The sequence below is a fragment of the Agromyces sp. LHK192 genome, assembly GCF_004006235.1.
Classification (GTDB): Bacteria; Actinomycetota; Actinomycetes; order Actinomycetales; family Microbacteriaceae; genus Agromyces.
The window spans coordinates 2,083,286-2,100,712 of record NZ_CP034753.1 but is presented as its reverse complement, the minus strand read 5'-3'; the positions used below and the strand labels follow the sequence as shown (position 1 = coordinate 2,100,712).

Genomic DNA, 17,427 nt, shown 5'->3' with positions numbered 1-17,427 from the left:
GCCCTGACGGACGCCGCGTTCACCGCCAGGTGTCGAGCGCCTGCGCCGGCGGACGCCCGGACAGTTCGCCGAGGATCAGGTGGGACCGCGTGGACACCACGCCGGGGCGACCCTGGATCTCACGCAGGATCGCCTGGCTGAGCTGTTCGTGATCGGGTGCGCTGACCGTCAGGATCAGGTCCAGCTCGCCCGACACGGCCTGCACCTTCTCGACGAACGGCAGTGCTGCGAGCTGTCGCGCGATGTCCTCCCAGGGCGTGCCGTCGGCGACGTGCACGACGACGAGCGCCGAGATCGACAGGCCGATCGACCGGCGGTCGATCTGGGCGCCGAACCCGGTGATGACCCCGCGCTGCTGGAGGTTCAGCAGGCGGTTGTGCGCCGCAGTGCGGGAGATGTGCACCCGGTCTGCGAGGGTGCGCACGGAAAGGCGACCGTCGCGACTGAGTTCAGCGACGATCCTCTTGTCGATGGGGTCGAGCGGCTCCCCCCGATGAGCGTGTTCGGTCATCCTGTTCCGATCCCGCTCTCAGCGTAGCGGCTGCGCACCGCCGCGCGTCGGAGGGATTCCCGCATCGGTGCGCGCCGTACCCGATCGGGCAGCACGACGCGGGCGACGCGCAGGGCGGTGAACCAGCCGTCCGCGGCCCGGGCGACCCGCGGCGTGAACCGGAATCCGTAGGCGGCCCGGATCTGCGCGGGCAGCAGTGCAGCCGTCACGAGGCGGACGGGCGGCAGCGCGAGACGCATCCAACCCGGCAGTTCGGGCTCGACGAGCAGGGCGCGTGATATGTCCCGCGCCTCGTCGCCGACCTTGAGCGTGCTGAGCCGTGATCGCCACCATCGGTCGAACTCGGCGCGGGTCGAGGGCCATCCGGCCGAGCGCGCCTGGAGGTTGGCCGCGAGGTCGCCGTATCCGCGGACCAGGATGTCCGCCGTCGGCGGGTCGAGCGGGCCGGCGAGCCGCTCCTCGAGGTCGAGCCCGACGGCGAGCAGCGTCGACGCGACGAACCGCTGCGCGTCCCGGTCGAACGCGCTGTACGACGGGGCGGATGCCGAGGCAGCGCCCCTGACCGGTCGGTGGCGCTCGTCGACCGCGGCCGCCGCAGCCTGCCGGATGCGCTCGTCGCCGAAACCGATCGCGTGGACGTAGTCGAGCGTCCCGCGGAGCCGCGCGAGCGGGTCGGTGCGGAACGCGCTGTGCCGGGCGACTCCGCGTGCGACCCGGGGGTCGGCCAGCTGGAGGAGGATCGCCGCGGCACCGCCCGCGAGCAGGGTCGCGTCGCCCGCGTGTCGACGGAACACCTCGAGCTCACCGGCATCCATCACGGGTCCAGTCTGGTCGTCAGTACCAGTTGACCGCTTCGGAGTGGGCCCAGGCGCCGCAGGGTGCGCCGTAGCGCCCCGAGATGTACGAGAGGCCCCAGTTGATCTGCGTGGCCGCGTTCGTGCGCCAATCGGCGCCGGCCGCCGCCATCTTGCTGCCCGGCAGCGACTGCGGGATGCCGTACGCGCCGCTCGACTCGTTGTACGCGTCGGCCCGCCAACTCGACTCCCGGGTCCAGAGCTTCAGCAGGCATTGGTACTCGCCGTCGCCCCAGCCGTACCCGCTCATCGCACTGCGGGCGTACGCCTTCGCGCCGGCGGGGTCCACGACGACGCCCGGCGGCGGGGGAGCGGTGCCGATCCCCGCGGCGGCGGCAGCGGCTTCCGCCGCCGCAGCCTCGGCGGCGGCCTGCCGGGCGGCGGCCTCCTGTCGTGCCTGCTCCCCGATCTGGTACCGGCGCTCGAGGTCGACGGTGCGGTCGCGCAGGCTCGCCAGCTGCGCCCACAGGGTGTCGAGCGTCTGCCGCTGCGCGGTGAGCTCGGCCTCGGCGGCGAGGTGCGCGGACTGCGCGGCCTCGGCGCGGTCCTCCGCCTCGGACGCCAGTCGGTCGCGTTCGGCCGCGGCGACCGCGGCCTGGTCGCCGAGTGCCTCGGCGTTCGAGCGCTCGGCCTGGGCCTGCTGGGCGACCAGGCTGTACAGGTCGGTGAGCCGCGCGGCGCGCGCGAGGCTCGCGAGGGTATCCGCCGGATCGGCGTTCGCACGCACCGGGGAGGCGCCGAAGAACGCCTGGAGGGCGGCATCCGATCCGCCCGTCCGTGCGAGCAGGGCGGCCGTGCGACCGAAGCGGCGCGACGACTCCTCGGCGGATGCCGCCGCGGCGTCGGCTGCGGCCTGCAGGTCCGCGGCCGCGGCGACGGCGGCTTCGTGGGCGGACTCGGCGTCGGCGGCCCGGGAGGCGGCGAGCACGGCTGCGTCGCCGAGCCGGCCCGTCTCCACCTCGAGGTCGCCGATGAGCGACACGATCCGGCCGGCTTCGGCGTCGCGGGTCGCGACGTCGGCCTTCGCGGCCTCGACCTGCTCCCAGGTCGGGTACTCCTCGGCGAGCGCCGGTGATCCGGGCGCGATCGACATGACGGCGGCACCGGCGACCGCGAGCATCGCCGCCGCAGCCGCGCGCCGAGTGCGCGCCGACCCGGTCATCGCCATCCCGAACCTCCCTCCCCGAGGCCCGGCGAGTCTACCCAGCGGTCGACGCCGCGCCGTGAGAGACACGCAGCGTAGACTCGATGCCCGTGCCCGCCCGCCGCTCCCTGCTCGTCGCCGTCGCCCTCGTCGGCGTCCTGACGGGCGTGATCGCCGGATGCACCGGTGCGTCGGCTCCGTCCCGATCGTCGGCGACGCCGAACGACCCGCCTTCGGCGCCGACGACGACGGCACCGGCGGATCCGGTGGCGGCCTGGGTCGCGGATCGCGTCGAGTCGATGACGACCGAGCAGAAGGCCGCCTCCCTCCTGATGCTGCATGCCCCGGGAACGGATCCGGCGCCGCTGCGGGCCCTCGTCGATCAGGGCATCGCCGGGCTCATCCTCATGGGCGACAACGTGCCCGGGACCCCGGCCGAGCTCGCGGTGCTGACGGCTGCGGTGCAGGCCGACCCCGAGGCCCGCGCGCTCATCGGCATCGACGAGGAGGGCGGGATCGTCCAGCGACTGCCGTGGGACGACGCCGCGGCCGCGACCGAGTTGCGCGGGCTCCCGCCGGAATCGACCACGGCAGCCTTCACGCGTCGCGGCGACCTGCTCGCGCAGGTCGGCGTCGACGTGAACTTCGGCATCGTCGCCGATGTCACGTCCGATCCGGGCTCGTTCATCGCCGACCGGATCCTCGGCACCGAGCCGACCGCGGCCGCGGGGCGCGTCGCGGCGGCCGTCGCGGGGGAGTCCGGTCGTGCCGCATCGACGCTCAAGCACTTCCCGGGTCACGGCGCGGCTCCCGGCGACTCGCACGAGTCGGTGCCCGTCGCGCCGCTGACGATCGACGAGTGGCGGGCGGGCCCGGCCCTGCCGTTCGCAGCCGGCATCGACGCCGGCGCCGAAGTCGTGATGACCGGCCACCTCGCGTACCCGCAGGTCGACCCGCAGCCGGCATCCCTGTCGTCGACCTGGCATTCGATCCTGCGCGACGAACTCGGATTCGACGGCGTGATCGTCACCGACGACATGCTGATGCTGCAGCACAACGGCCTCCCGGAATACGCCGACCCGAACGAGAACGCGGTGCGCGCCGTGGCGGCCGGCGCCGACCTGCTGCTCTACGTGCTTCCGGCCGATCCGTCGGAGTTCGGCATCTCGGTACAGGCCCTCTCCGACGCGATCGCCGGTGCGGTGCGGTCCGGTCGGATCTCGGAGGATCGACTCGACGACGCGGCGACACGCGTGCTGTCCATGCGGCGCACGGCGGCGCACTGACCGCGAAGGGATGTGGCCTGCCGCCCGCCGCCTTCCCGAGTCGCCCGGTGACGGCGCGGTCCGATCGGATTCGGTCGATCGGGAATACTCAGGCGAACACCATACGTTTGCATACGACGAGCCGGGAGATCTCCGGCTTCCAAGACGATCCACTGGAGACCGACGAATGACCACCACCGCTTCGACCATCGAGATCCCCGGCTACCGTGTCGGCACCTGGACCATCGACCCCACGCACAGCGAGGTCGGCTTCCAGATCCGCCACCTCATGATCAGCAAGGTCAAGGGCAAGTTCGAGCGTTTCGACGCGACCTTCACCACCGCCGAGAACCCCCTCGACTCGACCGTCACCGCGTCCGCCGAGGTCGCCTCGGTCAACACCAACGAGCCGAACCGCGACGGCCACCTCCGCACCGGCGACTTCTTCGAGGCCGAGACCTACCCGACCATCGACTTCGTCTCCACCGGCGTGCGCGTCGAGGACGGCGACTTCAAGGTGGACGGCGACCTGACGATCCGCGGCATCACCAAGCCGGTGACCTTCGACTTCGAATTCGGCGGCTTCGGCGGCGACCCCTACGGCAACTACAAGGGCGGCGCATCGGCCAAGGCCGTGATCAACCGCGAGGACTTCGGCCTCAACTACAACGCCGCGCTCGAGACCGGCGGCGTGCTGCTCGGCGACAAGGTCACCATCACGCTCGAGCTGCAGGCCGCGCTCCAGCAGTAGGGTCGCGCAGCGCTCGACGAGGGCGGACGGTCGTGGATCGGCTGTCCGCCCTCGTGCTTGTCCGTCATGGTGTCGTCCGCCCGCGCGTCGCGCCGTGGACGCCCGAGTTCGTACGCCTGCCGTCGGGCGGCTGCGCTCAGCTCGCCGTGCCGTCGGCGGTCACCACGCCGGAGACCGGCACCCCGCGGAACCGCGCCCAGGATGCCAGGGCGCGCGCGTAGTCGTTCGGCTCGGCTCGCCCGTCGAACGGCTCCACGGTCACGACCGTGCTGCGTGGTCGGTCGCGACCCGAGCCAAGCGACACCCGGGCCGTCGCGTCGCGCCGCCGCCACGTGCCGACCACGCGCCCTGCGTCGACCAGGATCGGCCGGAACACGCCGTTGCCGCCGGGCACGACGCGCGGGGCGAAGGACGGGGCGCACACCGGTGATCGGTCGGCGTACCCGATGAAGTACTCGTCGAACGCGGCGAGCGCGAGGCGACCGGACGGCCGCGGGGCCCGCGACTCCGCGACGGTCGGATCCGCGTCGTTCGCATCCGCAGGAGACGGTGCCCCTTCGCCGGGTTCCGCAGTCACCCAGTGCCGGTCGTCGAAGGGGATGACCGCGTCGCCCGCGGCCGCGATCCCGGTCCGGATGTCGCCCAGCGTCAGGCCCGCCCACCACGCGGCGTCCCGTTCGGTCGCCGGTCCGTGCCCCCGGAAGTACGCCGTCACGAGTGCCGCGAGCAGTTCGTCCCGATCCACCGGCGCGAAGCTCGAGGGCACCCATTCCTCGACGAGGGCGAACTGCTGCTCTCGCCCTTCGACCGGGCCGAGGCAGACGACCGCGTCGCGTGCGAGCCGCCCGATCAGGTGGTACCCGCGCTGTCCGTCGGTCGAGAGCCCGGCGATCTCCCAGGCCCGGTACAGCTCATCGCGCGTTGCGGGGCCGCCGGCGAGCAGCTGTTCCGCGACTCGTCGCGCGGTCGAGTAGGTGACGTCATCGTCGAGGCCCAGTTCGACGCGCCTCGCCTGTTCGGCGCGATGCATGCGCTCAGCCGTCAGCGCGAGGAACGGCCGCAGGCGCGCCGGCGGGACGAAGTGCAGCGTGCCGCGGAACGGCCAGGTCCGCACGATCTCCCCGCGATCGATCGCGGCGTCGACCTCGGCCTCGACCGACCCCCGGATGCGCGCGCCGATGGCCCATTTCGCGGCGGCGAGGTCCTGCGCCTGGATCGCGCCGAGACGCTCGACGACCTCGGCCGGCGAGGAGAGACTGCCGCCGCGGTCGAGTCCGTGTGCGGCGAGCCGTGTCGCGCGCAGGCGGGCGGAGCCGGTCGGTGCATCCATGCGAACAGTATGGCGAGGACCGCCGACGCTGCGCCCCGCGCCATCGGTCGGGCGCAGCGGCCGTACTCGGATGTCAGGTCGGATAAACTGGGAGGCTGTGCCGCTCGGCACGATCCCCATTCCAGCCCTGACGCTCCGGAGGCCCGAGTGCTCGCCGTCCATGACCTCGAGATCCGCGTCGGCGCGCGCCTGCTCATGGAGCACGTGAACTTCCGCGTTACCTCGGGCGACAAGATCGGGCTCGTGGGCCGCAACGGTGCGGGCAAGACGACGCTGACGAAGACCCTCGCCGGCGAGACGCTGCCCACCGGCGGCCGCATCGACCGGTCGGGCGAGATCGGCTACCTGCCGCAGGACCCGCGCTCGGGAGACCCCGACATGCTGGCCCGCACCCGGATCCTCGACGCCCGAGGGCTCGGCTCGCTCGTGCTCGGGATGCGCGAGGCATCCGAGTTGATGGGGTCGGACGACGCGGCCGTCGCCGAGAAGGCGATGAAGCGCTACGGCAACCTCACCGACCGCTTCACCGCACTCGGCGGGTACGCGGCCGAGGCCGAGGCGGCGTCGATCGCGTCGAACCTGAACCTGCCCGACCGCATCCTCGACCAACCGCTGAAGACGCTCTCCGGCGGCCAGCGACGCCGGATCGAGCTCGCCCGCATCCTGTTCTCCGACGCCGACACGATGATCCTCGACGAGCCGACCAACCACCTCGACGCCGATTCGGTCGTCTGGCTCCGCGAGTTCCTGAAGAACTACAAGGGCGGCGTCATCGTCATCAGCCACGACGTCGAACTCGTCGGCGAGGTCGTGAACCGGGTCTTCTACCTCGACGCCAACCGTTCGGTCATCGACCTCTACAACATGGGTTGGAAGCACTACCTCCGCCAGCGCGCGGCCGACGAGGAGCGCCGGAAGAAGGAGCGGGCCAACGCCGAGAAGAAGGCCGGCGCCCTGCAGCTCCAGGCCGCCCGGTTCGGCGCCAAGGCGTCGAAGGCGGCCGCCGCGCACCAGATGGTCGCACGTGCCGAGAAGCTGCTCGCCGGCCTCGAGGAGGTGCGCCAGGTCGACCGCGTCGCGAAGCTCCGCTTCCCGACCCCGGCCGCGTGCGGCCGCACCCCGCTGAGCGCGAGCGACCTCTCGAAGAGCTACGGCTCGCTCGAGATCTTCACCGCCGTCGACCTCGCGATCGATCGCGGCTCGAAGGTCGTGATCATCGGCCTGAACGGCGCGGGCAAGACCACGCTGCTGCGCATCCTCGCCGGTGTCGACCGGCCCGACACGGGCGTGCTCGAACCCGGCCACGGCCTGCGCATCGGCTACTTCGCGCAGGAGCACGAGACGCTCGACGTGAAGCGCAGCGTGCTCGAGAACATGGTGAGCGCCTCGCCGAACCTCACCGAGACCGAGGCCCGCAAGGTGCTCGGCTCGTTCCTGTTCACCGGCGACGACGTGCACAAGCCGGCCGGCGTGCTCTCCGGCGGCGAGAAGACCCGTCTCGCGCTCGCGATGATCGTCGTGTCCGGCGCGAACGTGCTGCTGCTCGACGAGCCCACGAACAACCTCGACCCGGCGAGCCGCGGCGAGATCCTCGACGCGCTCGCGCACTTCGAGGGTGCCGTCGTGCTCGTATCGCACGACCCGGGCGCGGTCGAGGCGCTCAACCCCGAGCGCGTGCTCATCATGCCCGACGGCGTGGAGGACCACTGGAGCGCGGAGTACCAGGAGCTCATCGAGCTCGCGTGACGGCGCGGCCGTCGCTCGAGTGTCGCCTGACCGACCGCGTCAGCCGCGGTCGAGGATCTCGTCCTCGACGTCGGCGTCGGCGCGCTCGCGCGGCATCCGCTTCGGTTTCGGTTCGCGTTCGCGCGACGTCGTGTCGCCCTCGGCGGATGCCTCCGCGAGCCCCTTGCGCTCCTGGTTCGCCGCCCATGCGAGGCCGATGAACCCGAGCAGCGCGAAGACGAACCACTGCAGGGCGTAGGAGAGGTGCGGGCCTTCGTCGCGGATGGGCCGGGCCGCGGCCAGCGGCGGCTCGTTCGCGTCCGCACCGGTCTGCACGAGGATGCCGTAGGCGCCGGTGTAGCTCGGCTCGCCGACGCGGTCCGCGAGCTCGTCGAGGTCGATCGTCGCGAGCTCGTCGCCCGACGCGGTCCGGCCGTGGATCGTGCCCTCGCCCGCCTTGAGGCGGGCGGTGACCTCGACGTGTCCGCGCTCGGGCGGCTCGTATGCGCTGGGCCGGCCGTCGGAGTCCTGCGGGATCCAGCCGCGGTCGACGAAGAACACGGTGCCGTCGTCGAGACGCATCGGGGTCACGACCTCGAATCCGGATGCCCCCTCGAACGGCCGATTGCGGATCACGACCTCCTCGTCGGCGAGGTACTCCCCGGAGATCGCGACGACCTGCCAGCGCTCGTCGGGATCGAATCTGGCCGGGTCGGGGAGTGCCGCGGCGACCGGCTCGGGTTGCGCATCGTAGTTCGCGTCGATGCGGGCGACCTCGGTGAGCGCCTCGGCGCGACGGTTCAACTGCCAGGTTCCCAGCGCGCAGCACGCGATCGCGAACACGACGACGAGGGCGAGGTATCCGGCCCAGCGGGGCGATCGGAGGAATCCCCAGGAGGTCACGCGGCACCTCCGTCGATCGGATCGGCTGCCGGCCGGCCCGGCGCCGCGACGGTCGGGTCGAAGGGCGCCACCGCGACCGGGAACGATCGCGACGCGAGGAAGTCGCGCAGGTACTCGACGTGCTCGTCGCAGGCGAGCCAGGTCTTGACGCGGGACTCGTCGTGGATGCGCGGGTTGCGCCAGTCGACGCGCCAGCGCGCCGACTCGCGGCACCCGGCGCGCGAGCAGGTGTCCGCCGCGGGGGCGGTTCCGGGCAGGCCGATCATCCCTCGCGCTCCTCGGGGCGCCGCCCTTCGGCGTCCGGTCCGTCCGCCTCGGACCGCCCGTCTTGACGGGCCTCATCCGTCGGCGGTTCCGCACCCGGCTCGTCGGCGGACCGGTCTGCGTCCTGGTCCGCGGGCTGGTGGGCCCCGTCGACGAGCACCAGGCCGCCCGGGCGCTCGACGGCTCCGCCCCGCCCGCCGCCGACGTTCGCGAACACCACGGCGATGTAGGGCAGGAAGATCGCGCCGGCCGCGCACACCGCGAGCCACCATCCCTGCGCGAAGAGCATGAGGAAGATGCACAGCACACGGATCGACATCGTGATCGTGTACTTGATCATGCGCGCACGCCGCTCGTCCTCTGGGGACGGCGGGAGCGTCGTGATGGTGTGCTGGTTCATCGTCGCCGCCGGAGATTCCGGCGCTCCTCACCATCAAGCCTACGTCCGTCCGGCGCCGACGGATGCCTCTCCGCCCAACCCATACACTGGGACGGGCCGCTCGGCGGCCGGAACCTCAGCACCCGAGCGAATGGAGCCCCCCGATGACGACCCGCACCGTCCTGGTCACCGGAGGCAACCGAGGCATCGGCTACGCGATCGCCGAGGAGTTCGTCGCGCAGGGGCACCGGGTCGCCGTCACCGCCCGATCGGGCGAGGGACCCGCCGGCACCCTCACGGTTCGGGCCGACGTGACGGACGCCGAATCCATCGACCGTGCGTTCACCGAGGTGGAGGCCGAGCTCGGGCCGATCGAGGTCGTCGTCGCGAACGCCGGCATCACGCGCGACACGCTGCTGCTGCGCATGTCGGAGGACGACTTCGAGCAGGTCGTCGACACGAACCTCACCGGAGCGTTCCGCATCGTCAAGCGCGCATCGAAGGGCATGCTGAAGGCCCGCTTCGGCCGGGTCGTGCTCATCTCGAGCGTCGTCGGCCTGTACGGGTCGCCCGGCCAGGTCAACTACTCGGCGTCGAAGGCCGGCCTCGTCGGCATGGCCAGGTCGCTCACGCGCGAGCTCGGAGCACGCGGCATCACCGCCAACGTCGTCGCCCCCGGCTTCATCCGCACCGACATGACCGACGAGCTCTCACCCGAACTGCAGGAGGAGTACCGCAAGTCGATCCCCGCCGGCCGCTACGCCGAGCCCGCAGAGGTCGCCAAGGTCGTGGCATGGATCGCGAGCGACGATGCCGCCTACATCTCCGGCGCGGTCATCCCGGTCGACGGCGGCCTCGGCATGGGGCACTAGCGAGCGCGGGGGCACTCGCGCGCGCCGGGGCGTTCCGTCGAGCTAGACCTAGCGGGCCAGGCCCGCGAGCGGGAGGACCGCAGACAGGTCGGGCAGGTCGATGACCACGTCGGCCTGCTCGCGCACGATCGGCTTCGCGCAGAACGCGACGCCGAGCGCCGCGCGGGCGAGCATCCGCAGGTCGTTCGCGCCGTCGCCGACGGCGATCGTGCGAGACAGCGGGATGCCGCTGACCCCCGCCCATTCCTCGAGCGCTGCGGCCTTGGCGTCGGCGTCCACGATCGCACCGTCGACGTGACCCGTCAGGGCGCCGTCTGCGACGACGAGCCGATTCGCCCGGCAGAAGTCCAGGCCCAGTCGTTCGGCGAGCGGGTCGAGCAGTTCGTGGAACCCGCCCGACACGACGCCGATCCGACCGCCGACCGCGTGGACCCCGGCCACGAGCGCCTCGATACCCGGCGTCGGGGTCATCCGGGCGCGGACTCGGGGGAGCACGTCCGCGCCGACGCCGCGCAGCGTGGCGACGCGTTCACGCAGGCTCTCGGCGAAGTCGAGCTCGCCGCGCATCGCCCGCTCCGTGACCGCGGCCACGAGTTCGAGGCTCCCGGCCTCCTCGGCGAGGAGCTCGATGGCCTCCTCGCGGATGAGGGTCGAATCGGCGTCCAGCACGACGAGCGGCCCGCCGGAGCGGGCCGGAATCGCGCCGCTCACGCGGACGCCCGCACTCGGGAGCCCTTGCCGACGACGGTGATCCCGCTGTCGGTGACGATGAAGCCGCGGGCGAGGTCGTCGGCGCGGTCCACGCCGATTCGCGCACCCGCCTCGACGACGACGTCCTTGTCGAGGATGGCCCGCTGCACGGTCGCCCGGGCCTCGATCCGGGCGCGGTCGAACAGGATCGAGTCCGCGACGTGCGCGCCCGAGCCGACGACGGCCCACGGGCCGAGCACGCTGCGTTCGACGTGGGCGCCCGAGATCACCGAGCCGAGCGAGACGATCGAGTCGATCACGGTGCCGAGCGAACCGCGGGCGTCGCGGGTGAACTTCGCGGGCGGCGAGTTGAGCTGCTGGCTGAAGATCGGCCACTCGCGGTTGTAGAGGTTGAAGACGGGCAGCACGGAGATCAGGTCCTGGTGCGCCTCGAAGAACGAGTCGAGCGTTCCGACGTCGCGCCAGTAGTAGCGGTCGCGATCCGTGGAGCCTGGGACCTCGTTGCGCTTGAGGTCGTAGACCCCGGCGGCGCCCTGCGCCACGAAGGCCGGGATGATGTCGCCGCCCATGTCGTGCCCGGAGTCGGTCCGCTCGCCGTCGCGCAGGACCGCGTCGATCAGCGCCTCGGCGTCGAAGACGTAGTTGCCCATCGATGCGAGCACCTCACCGGGGGAGTCGGGCAGGCCCACCGGGTCCTTCGGCTTCTCGAGGAACCGATGGATGTGATCCGGGCGCTCGGGGTCGACCTCGATGACGCCGAACTGGTCGGCGAGCGAGATCGGCTGTCGGATCGCCGCGACCGTCGCGGCCGCCCCGGACGCCACGTGCGCGTCGATCATCTGGCTGAAGTCCATGCGGTACACGTGGTCGGCACCGACGACGACGATGATGTCGGGCTGCTCGTCGTAGATCAGGTTGAGGCTCTGCAGGATGGCGTCGGCCGATCCCGAGAACCATCGCTTGCCCAGGCGCTGCTGCGCCGGGACGGATGCCACGTACGAGTTCAGCAGCCCCGACAGCCGCCACGTCTGCGAGACGTGGCGGTCGAGCGAGTGCGACTTGTACTGGGTGAGCACGACGATCTGGCGCAGGCCCGAGTTGACGAGGTTCGACAGCGCGAAGTCGATCAGGCGGTACTGGCCGCCGAACGGCACCGCGGGCTTGGCGCGGTCCTCGGTCAACGGCATCAGGCGCTTGCCTTCTCCACCTGCCAGGACGATGCCGAAGACCTTGCGCGCAACCATGCGCCAAGCGTATCCAGCGGAGCGACCGCGTGCGACCGCGCGACCGATCGTGACGCGGTCGCAACGGGGATTCCGCCGATCGCGCTGCGCTAGGTTGACTTGCATGCGCGTCGACCTGCTCACCCGCGAATACCCACCCGAGGTCTACGGCGGCGCCGGCGTCCACGTGGCCGAGCTCGTCAGGGCGCTCCGGCGCGAGATCGACGTGGCGGTCCGGTGCTTCGGCGCACCCCGAGCGGAGGCGGGGACGACGGCATACGGCACGCCGGCCGGCCTGGTCGACGCGAACGCGGCGATCGCCACCCTCGGCGTCGACCTCGAGATGGCGGCGGATGCCTCGGGCGCCGACCTCGTCCACTCGCACACGTGGTACGCGAACTTCGCCGGATTCACCGCGAAGCGGCTGCACGGGATGCCGCACGTCGTGACGGCGCACAGCCTCGAACCGCTGCGGCCGTGGAAGGCCGAGCAGCTCGGCGGCGGATACCGGGTGTCGTCCTGGGCGGAGCGATCCGCCTTCGAGGACGCCGACGCCGTCATCGCCGTGAGCGACGGCATGCGTCGCGACATCCTGCGCGCCTATCCGGCGATCGAACCGGGGCGCGTGCAGGTCGTGTACAACGGCATCGACCTCGAGGACTGGCATCCGGTCGACGATCCCGACGCGGTGCGTGTGCTCGGCGTCGACCCCGATCGGCCGTCGGTCGTGTTCGTGGGCCGGATCACCCGGCAGAAGGGCCTGCCGTACCTGCTCCGCGCGGCGCGGCTGCTGCCGCCCGAGGTGCAGGTGGTCCTCTGCGCCGGTGCGCCGGACACCCCCGAGATCATGGCCGAGGTCGAGGGCCTCGTGCGCATGCTCGCCGAGGAGCGCGACGGCGTCGTCTGGATCGACCGCCACCTGCCCCGCCCCGAGCTCTCCGCGCTGCTCAGCGCGGCGACGACCTTCGTGTGCCCGTCGGTGTACGAGCCGCTCGGCATCGTCAACCTCGAGGCGATGGCCTGCGGGGCGGCCGTCGTGGGAACGGCCACCGGAGGCATCCCCGAGGTCGTCGTCGACGGCGTCACCGGCGTGCTCGTACCGATCGAGCAGGCCGACGACGGCACCGGCACGCCGCTCGATCCCGACCGCTTCGTGCGGGACCTGGCCGACGCGCTCACCTCGGTCGTGTCCGACCCCGAGCGCGCCCGCGAGATGGGTGCGGCGGGGCGGGCCCGGGCGGAGACGCAGTTCGCGTGGGACCGCATCGCCGCGCGCACGCTGGAGGTCTACCGGAGCGTGCTCGCGTCGTGAGCGGCACGCACGCGGCACGTCACGCGGCGCCTCCCGGTGGACCGGACGGCCTCGTCCATCCCGATAGCATTGGAGGCATGGCGAGTACGGTTCTGGAGTTCCGCGATGTGTCGGTCATCCGCGACGGCAACACGATCCTCGACGGGGTCGACTGGAGCGTCGCGGCCGATGAGCGCTGGGTGATCCTCGGACCGAACGGCGCCGGCAAGACCACGCTGCTGCAGATCGCCGCGGCGGCCATGCACCCGAGCAAGGGCACCGCCGACGTCCTGCTCGAGTCCCTCGGCAAGGTCGACGTGTTCGAGCTCCGTCCGATGATCGGCTTCGCCTCCACGGCGATGGCTCGCAAGATCCCTCGGAACGAGACCGTGCTCGACGTCGTGCTCACCGCCGCCTACTCGGTGACCGGCCGGTGGAACGAGGAGTACGAGGAGATCGACGAGCGGCGTGCCAAGCGCGTGCTCTCGGAATGGAGCCTCGAGGAATTCGCCGACCGTCGGTTCGGCAGCCTCTCCGACGGCGAGCAGAAGCGCGTGCAGATCGCCCGATCGGTCATGACCGATCCCGAGCTCCTGCTGCTCGACGAGCCCGCCGCCAGCCTCGACCTGGGAGCCCGCGAGGAGCTCGTGGGCCTGCTGGGCGGCTACGCCTCGTCGTCTGCGGCCCCGGCCATCGTCATGGTGACGCATCACGTCGAGGAGATCCCCAAGGGGTTCACGCATGCGCTGCTCCTCAAGGAGGGCTCCGTCGTCGCAGCCGGCCCGCTCGCCGAGGCACTCACCGCCGAGCACCTGACCGAGACCTTCGGGCTCTCGATCGAGCTCACCGAGCAGGACGGCCGCTACGTCGCCCGCGCGGCCTGACCGACCTCCGAGCTCCGATCTGCTAAACTCTCTTGTTGGCCCGAGTGGCCAGAGAGCTTTCCCGTCCGGCATCACGCCGCACCGGGACCGACCAACCATCCGATCAACAAGGAAGTCTCCATGAAGACCGACATCCACCCCGAGTACAACGCCGTCGTCTTCCGCGACCTCGCTTCGGGCGCCACGTTCCTCACGCGCTCGACCGTCTCGAGCGAGAAGACCATCGAGCTGGACGGCGTCACCTACCCGGTGATCGACGTCGAGATCTCGAGCGAGTCGCACCCGTTCTACACGGGCAAGCAGCGCATCATGGACTCGGCCGGTCGTGTCGAGAAGTTCAACCAGCGCTTCAAGGCCTTCGGCTCCAAGTAATCCGCTTCGCGAAGGGGCGGGCGACCGATCGGTCGCCCGCCCCTTCGTCGTGCTCGCGGTGCACCCGCCGGGCGTTCACCGCACGGGCCAGGCCCCCGAGCTCGTGAACTCGGGCTCGCCGTTCTGCCGACGCCACTCCTGGTAGCGGTCTGCCTGGTCACGAGACCAGTCGACCTGAAGTCGGTGCAGCGCATCGATCGCGTTCGCCGCGAGGTCCGGGTAGCGGCGGGCGATCGCCTGGGCGACCCTTCCCGCGGCGAGCGCATCGGCCCCGGCGTCGTGCGCATCGACGAGTTCGACGCCGTAGTGCGCGCACGCCGCGGTCAGCGTGCGCTTGCCGCGACGGTAGCGGTCGACGGCACGGTCGATGACGAGCGGGTCGACGACGGACTCCGGGACGGCGAGCCCGGGGTGCCCGTAGCGCTCGGCCTCACGGGCCAGGACCGACAGGTCGTAGCTCGCGTTGTACGCGACGATCGGCAGCCCCCGGCTCGCGGCATCCGTCAGCGTCTGGATGATCTCCGCGACCGCCTGCACCGCGGCGCCGCCCTCGGCGCGGGCGCGCTCGGTCGACACGCCGTGGATGAGGGACGCCGCCGTCGGGATCTCGACGCCGGGATCGACGAGCCAGCTCCGCTGTTCGACCACATCGCCGCCGCGGTCGATCACGCCGACGTAGGCGGTGACGATCCGGCACGTGTCGACGTCGATTCCGGTCGTCTCGAGGTCGAAGACGGCGAGGGTGTCGGCCCAGTGGCCCGCGGGAGTCTCGTGCATGCCGTCACGATATGGGCCGCCACCGTCACGGGTCGGGGGCCACGCCGTGCAGGGGAGTCCCGGAAGGCGCGCAGGTCGCGCGCCTAGACTGGTGGGGATGATCGATTCCCCCTATGCCGCAGCCCTCGCTCGGATCCCCGTGCGGCGGCACGACGTGCAGGTGCTCGGCGCCACGACCGTCTGGTGGGAGTACGGCGACGTCGACGACCCGGCCCTCGTGCTCGTGCACGGGTTCCGCGGCGACCACCACGGCCTGGAGCCGGTGGTTGCCCACCTGCCCGGCTATCGCGTGATCTCGCCCGACCTTCCGGGCTTCGGGCAGTCGGCACCCCTCGTCGGCGCCGAGCACGACATCGACGGCTACGCGGCATGGCTCGCTGCGTTCCTCGCGGCGATCGGTCTCGAGCGCGGGTACACGCTCCTCGGACACTCGTTCGGCTCGATCGTCACGTCTGCTGCTGTCGCGGCCGGACTGCGCCCCGACCGTCTCGTGCTCGTCAACCCGATCGGCGCTCCCGCGCTCGAGGGCCCACGCGGCGTCATGACGCGTCTCGCGGTCGGCTACTACCGCGTCTCCGCCGCGCTGCCTCCGCGCCTGGGCTTCGCGCTCCTGCGCAACCGGCTCATCGTGCGCGTGATGAGCGTGACGATGGCGAAGACCCGCGACCGCGACCTCCGGCGGTTCATCCACGACCAGCACGACCGCTACTTCTCGGTGTTCGCCGATCGCGACATGCTCCTCGAGGCGTTCCGTGCCTCCGTGTCCCACGACGTGCGCGAGTTCGCCGCCGACATCCCGGTGCCCACGCTCCTCGTCGCCGCCGTGCGCGACGACATCACCCCGATCGAGGCGGAGCGCGCGCTCGTCGCCCGGTTCGCCGACGCCCGGATCGACGAGATCGACGACGTCGGCCACCTGATCCACTACGAGACCCCCGCCGCGGCGGCCGCATCGATCCGGGCGTTCCTGGGCGACTCCGTCGGCACCACGGCGCCCGACGCCCCCGCGTCGCGCATCCCCGCCCGCGAGACCGCCGACCAGACCGCCGACCAGAGCACGGAGGCGACCGCGTGAAGATCGTCGTCGACTGCCGCTACACCAGGATCGGACAGCACGACGGCATCAGCCGCTTCACCGCGGGCATCGTCGGCGAGCTCGCGAAGCTGCATCCCGTGACCATGCTGATCAGCGACCGCCGGCAGCTCGACCTGCTGCCAGACCTGCCGTGGCAGCTGGTCACCGGTCCCACCAGCGTGCGCGAGCCCTTCGTCGCCCGGCAGGTGCGCAAGCTCCGGCCCGACCTGGTGTTCTCGCCGATGCAGACGATGGGATCGGCGGGCCGGGACTACGCGCTGCTGCTCACGCTGCACGACCTCATCTACTACGAGAACCGCACGCCGCCCCGCGACCTGCCCGCGTTCGTGCGGGTCCTCTGGCGGCTCTACCACCTCGCGTGGTGGCCGCAGCGGGTGCTGCTCAACCGAGCCGACGCGGTCGTCACGGTGTCCGAGACGACCGCCGGGCTCATCCGGAGGCGCCGGCTGACGAAACGCACGCTCGAGGTCATCCCGAACGCGGCCGACGAGCTTCCGGTGCCCGCCCTTCCGCGCCCGCGCCCCACGACGAAGCGGCTCGTCTACATGGGGTCGTACATGCCCTATAAGAACGTGGACACCCTCGTGCGTGCGGTGGAGTTCCTCCCGGATCACGAGCTGCACCTGCTCAGCCGGATCTCGCGCGCCGAGCACGATCGGCTCGCCGCCCTGGCGCCGGCCGCTCGCCTCGTCTTCCACGGCGGCGTGACCGACGCCGAGTACGCCGACCTCCTCGCCGGCGCCACGGCACTCGTGCACGGCAGCCGGGCCGAGGGGTTCGGCATCCCGCTGGTCGAGTCCATGCGGGTGGGCACCCCGGTCGTCGTGAGCGACATCCCGATCTTCCGCGAGATCGGCGGCGACGCGGCGATCTACTTCGACCCCGACCAGCCTCGGGCGCTGGTCGAGGCGCTCCGCGATCTCGAGGCCGAGGGGGAGTGGGAGCGGCGCTCCGCGGCATCGCTCGAGCAGGCGTCGCGATTCACGTGGGCGACGTCGGCGGAGCGCCTGCTCGCGCTGATGCGTCGAACCGTGGCCGCCCGCGCCGAGCGGACCGCGCCGCGGCGCTGAGCCAG

19 protein-coding genes are annotated in these 17,427 nt (G+C 71.8%); 9 read left to right on the top strand and 10 right to left on the bottom strand.

The genetic code is table 11. The annotated features are described in order from the left end of the window. Positions 1 to 19 precede the first annotated feature (19 nt). The 3 genes from ELQ40_RS09425 to ELQ40_RS09415 are packed head-to-tail and all read right to left on the bottom strand — an operon-like array spanning position 20 to position 2,533. Positions 20 to 511 carry an Lrp/AsnC family transcriptional regulator gene (locus ELQ40_RS09425; protein ID WP_127793460.1) on the bottom strand — a complete coding sequence of 164 codons (492 nt, stop codon included), beginning with the start codon at positions 509 to 511 and terminating at the stop codon, positions 20 to 22. Next, positions 508 to 1,326, bottom strand: coding sequence for an oxygenase MpaB family protein (locus ELQ40_RS09420; RefSeq protein WP_240666033.1), 819 nt, complete (start codon positions 1,324 to 1,326; stop codon positions 508 to 510). The genes ELQ40_RS09425 and ELQ40_RS09420 overlap by 4 nt, the downstream gene beginning before the upstream one ends. 19 nt (positions 1,327 to 1,345) lie before the next feature. Then, positions 1,346 to 2,533 carry a hypothetical protein gene (locus ELQ40_RS09415; RefSeq protein WP_127793458.1) on the bottom strand — a complete coding sequence of 396 codons (1,188 nt, stop codon included), beginning with the start codon at positions 2,531 to 2,533 and terminating at the stop codon, positions 1,346 to 1,348. An 80-nt stretch (positions 2,534 to 2,613) separates the two neighbouring features. Here ELQ40_RS09415 and ELQ40_RS09410 point away from each other — a divergent pair, with 80 nt between their 5' ends. After that, a complete protein-coding gene (locus tag ELQ40_RS09410) occupies positions 2,614 to 3,795 on the top strand; it encodes a glycoside hydrolase family 3 N-terminal domain-containing protein (RefSeq protein WP_127793457.1) in 1,182 nt (393 codons plus the stop codon). 166 nt (positions 3,796 to 3,961) lie between these two features. Beyond that, positions 3,962 to 4,525 (top strand): YceI family protein, encoded by a 564-nt coding sequence (locus tag ELQ40_RS09405; RefSeq protein ID WP_127793456.1) that lies wholly within the window; start codon positions 3,962 to 3,964, stop codon positions 4,523 to 4,525. 136 nt (positions 4,526 to 4,661) lie between these two features. On the opposite strand, the gene ELQ40_RS09400 is transcribed toward ELQ40_RS09405, so the two are convergent. Next, positions 4,662 to 5,855: a winged helix DNA-binding domain-containing protein gene (locus tag ELQ40_RS09400; RefSeq protein ID WP_164863525.1), complete on the bottom strand. Its 1,194-nt coding sequence runs from the start codon at positions 5,853 to 5,855 to the stop codon at positions 4,662 to 4,664. A gap of 147 nt (positions 5,856 to 6,002) precedes the next feature. Here ELQ40_RS09400 and ELQ40_RS09395 point away from each other — a divergent pair, with 147 nt between their 5' ends. Further along, positions 6,003 to 7,601: an ABC-F family ATP-binding cassette domain-containing protein gene (locus ELQ40_RS09395; RefSeq protein WP_127793454.1), complete on the top strand. Its 1,599-nt coding sequence runs from the start codon at positions 6,003 to 6,005 to the stop codon at positions 7,599 to 7,601. A gap of 39 nt (positions 7,602 to 7,640) precedes the next feature. On the opposite strand, the gene ELQ40_RS09390 is transcribed toward ELQ40_RS09395, so the two are convergent. From ELQ40_RS09390 to ELQ40_RS09380, 3 genes are read right to left on the bottom strand one after another with little or no spacing between them, the layout of a single operon-like run. Then, entirely contained in the window at positions 7,641 to 8,483 is an 843-nt protein-coding gene (locus tag ELQ40_RS09390; RefSeq protein WP_164863523.1) for an SURF1 family protein, read from the bottom strand. After that, positions 8,480 to 8,749 (bottom strand): hypothetical protein, encoded by a 270-nt coding sequence (locus ELQ40_RS09385; protein WP_240665717.1) that lies wholly within the window; start codon positions 8,747 to 8,749, stop codon positions 8,480 to 8,482. The genes ELQ40_RS09390 and ELQ40_RS09385 overlap by 4 nt, the downstream gene beginning before the upstream one ends. After that, the gene (locus tag ELQ40_RS09380) at positions 8,746 to 9,147 is read right to left on the bottom strand and encodes a DUF3099 domain-containing protein (protein ID WP_127793452.1); all 402 of its coding nucleotides are present in this window, start codon (positions 9,145 to 9,147) and stop codon (positions 8,746 to 8,748) included. The genes ELQ40_RS09385 and ELQ40_RS09380 overlap by 4 nt, the downstream gene beginning before the upstream one ends. A 143-nt stretch (positions 9,148 to 9,290) precedes the next feature. Between ELQ40_RS09380 and ELQ40_RS09375 the strand changes: the two genes are divergently transcribed. After that, on the top strand, positions 9,291 to 9,998 hold the full coding sequence (locus ELQ40_RS09375; RefSeq protein WP_127793451.1) for a beta-ketoacyl-ACP reductase: 708 nt from the start codon (positions 9,291 to 9,293) through the stop codon (positions 9,996 to 9,998). Between the two features lie 48 nt (positions 9,999 to 10,046). Here ELQ40_RS09375 and serB read toward each other — a convergent pair whose 3' ends face one another. Together serB and ELQ40_RS09365 are read right to left on the bottom strand one after the other, a co-directional pair. After that, positions 10,047 to 10,709, bottom strand: a complete 663-nt coding sequence (serB, locus tag ELQ40_RS09370; RefSeq protein ID WP_127793450.1) for a phosphoserine phosphatase SerB — start codon at positions 10,707 to 10,709, stop codon at positions 10,047 to 10,049. After that, on the bottom strand, positions 10,706 to 11,953 hold the full coding sequence (locus ELQ40_RS09365) for a glucose-1-phosphate adenylyltransferase (RefSeq protein ID WP_127793449.1): 1,248 nt from the start codon (positions 11,951 to 11,953) through the stop codon (positions 10,706 to 10,708). Before ELQ40_RS09365 ends, serB begins: the two co-directional genes overlap by 4 nt. Positions 11,954 to 12,056: 103 nt before the next feature. Between ELQ40_RS09365 and glgA the strand changes: the two genes are divergently transcribed. The 3 genes from glgA to ELQ40_RS09350 all read left to right on the top strand — a co-directional run bounded on the left by glgA (position 12,057) and on the right by ELQ40_RS09350 (position 14,479). Beyond that, the gene (gene glgA / locus ELQ40_RS09360) at positions 12,057 to 13,244 is read left to right on the top strand and encodes a glycogen synthase (RefSeq protein ID WP_127793448.1); all 1,188 of its coding nucleotides are present in this window, start codon (positions 12,057 to 12,059) and stop codon (positions 13,242 to 13,244) included. Positions 13,245 to 13,321: 77 nt separating this feature from the next. After that, positions 13,322 to 14,107: an ABC transporter ATP-binding protein gene (locus ELQ40_RS09355; RefSeq protein ID WP_127793447.1), complete on the top strand. Its 786-nt coding sequence runs from the start codon at positions 13,322 to 13,324 to the stop codon at positions 14,105 to 14,107. A gap of 120 nt (positions 14,108 to 14,227) precedes the next feature. Next, positions 14,228 to 14,479 (top strand): type B 50S ribosomal protein L31, encoded by a 252-nt coding sequence (locus ELQ40_RS09350; protein WP_127793446.1) that lies wholly within the window; start codon positions 14,228 to 14,230, stop codon positions 14,477 to 14,479. 75 nt (positions 14,480 to 14,554) lie between these two features. Here ELQ40_RS09350 and ELQ40_RS09345 read toward each other — a convergent pair whose 3' ends face one another. Further along, complete coding sequence (locus ELQ40_RS09345; RefSeq protein ID WP_127793445.1) at positions 14,555 to 15,256, bottom strand: exonuclease domain-containing protein; 702 nt, start codon at positions 15,254 to 15,256, stop codon at positions 14,555 to 14,557. Between the two features lie 97 nt (positions 15,257 to 15,353). Between ELQ40_RS09345 and ELQ40_RS09340 the strand changes: the two genes are divergently transcribed. Further along, positions 15,354 to 16,331, top strand: a complete 978-nt coding sequence (locus ELQ40_RS09340) for an alpha/beta fold hydrolase (RefSeq protein ID WP_127793444.1) — start codon at positions 15,354 to 15,356, stop codon at positions 16,329 to 16,331. Next, positions 16,328 to 17,422, top strand: coding sequence for a glycosyltransferase family 1 protein (locus ELQ40_RS09335; RefSeq protein ID WP_127793443.1), 1,095 nt, complete (start codon positions 16,328 to 16,330; stop codon positions 17,420 to 17,422). Before ELQ40_RS09340 ends, ELQ40_RS09335 begins: the two co-directional genes overlap by 4 nt. The last annotated feature ends 5 nt before the right edge of the window (positions 17,423 to 17,427 follow it).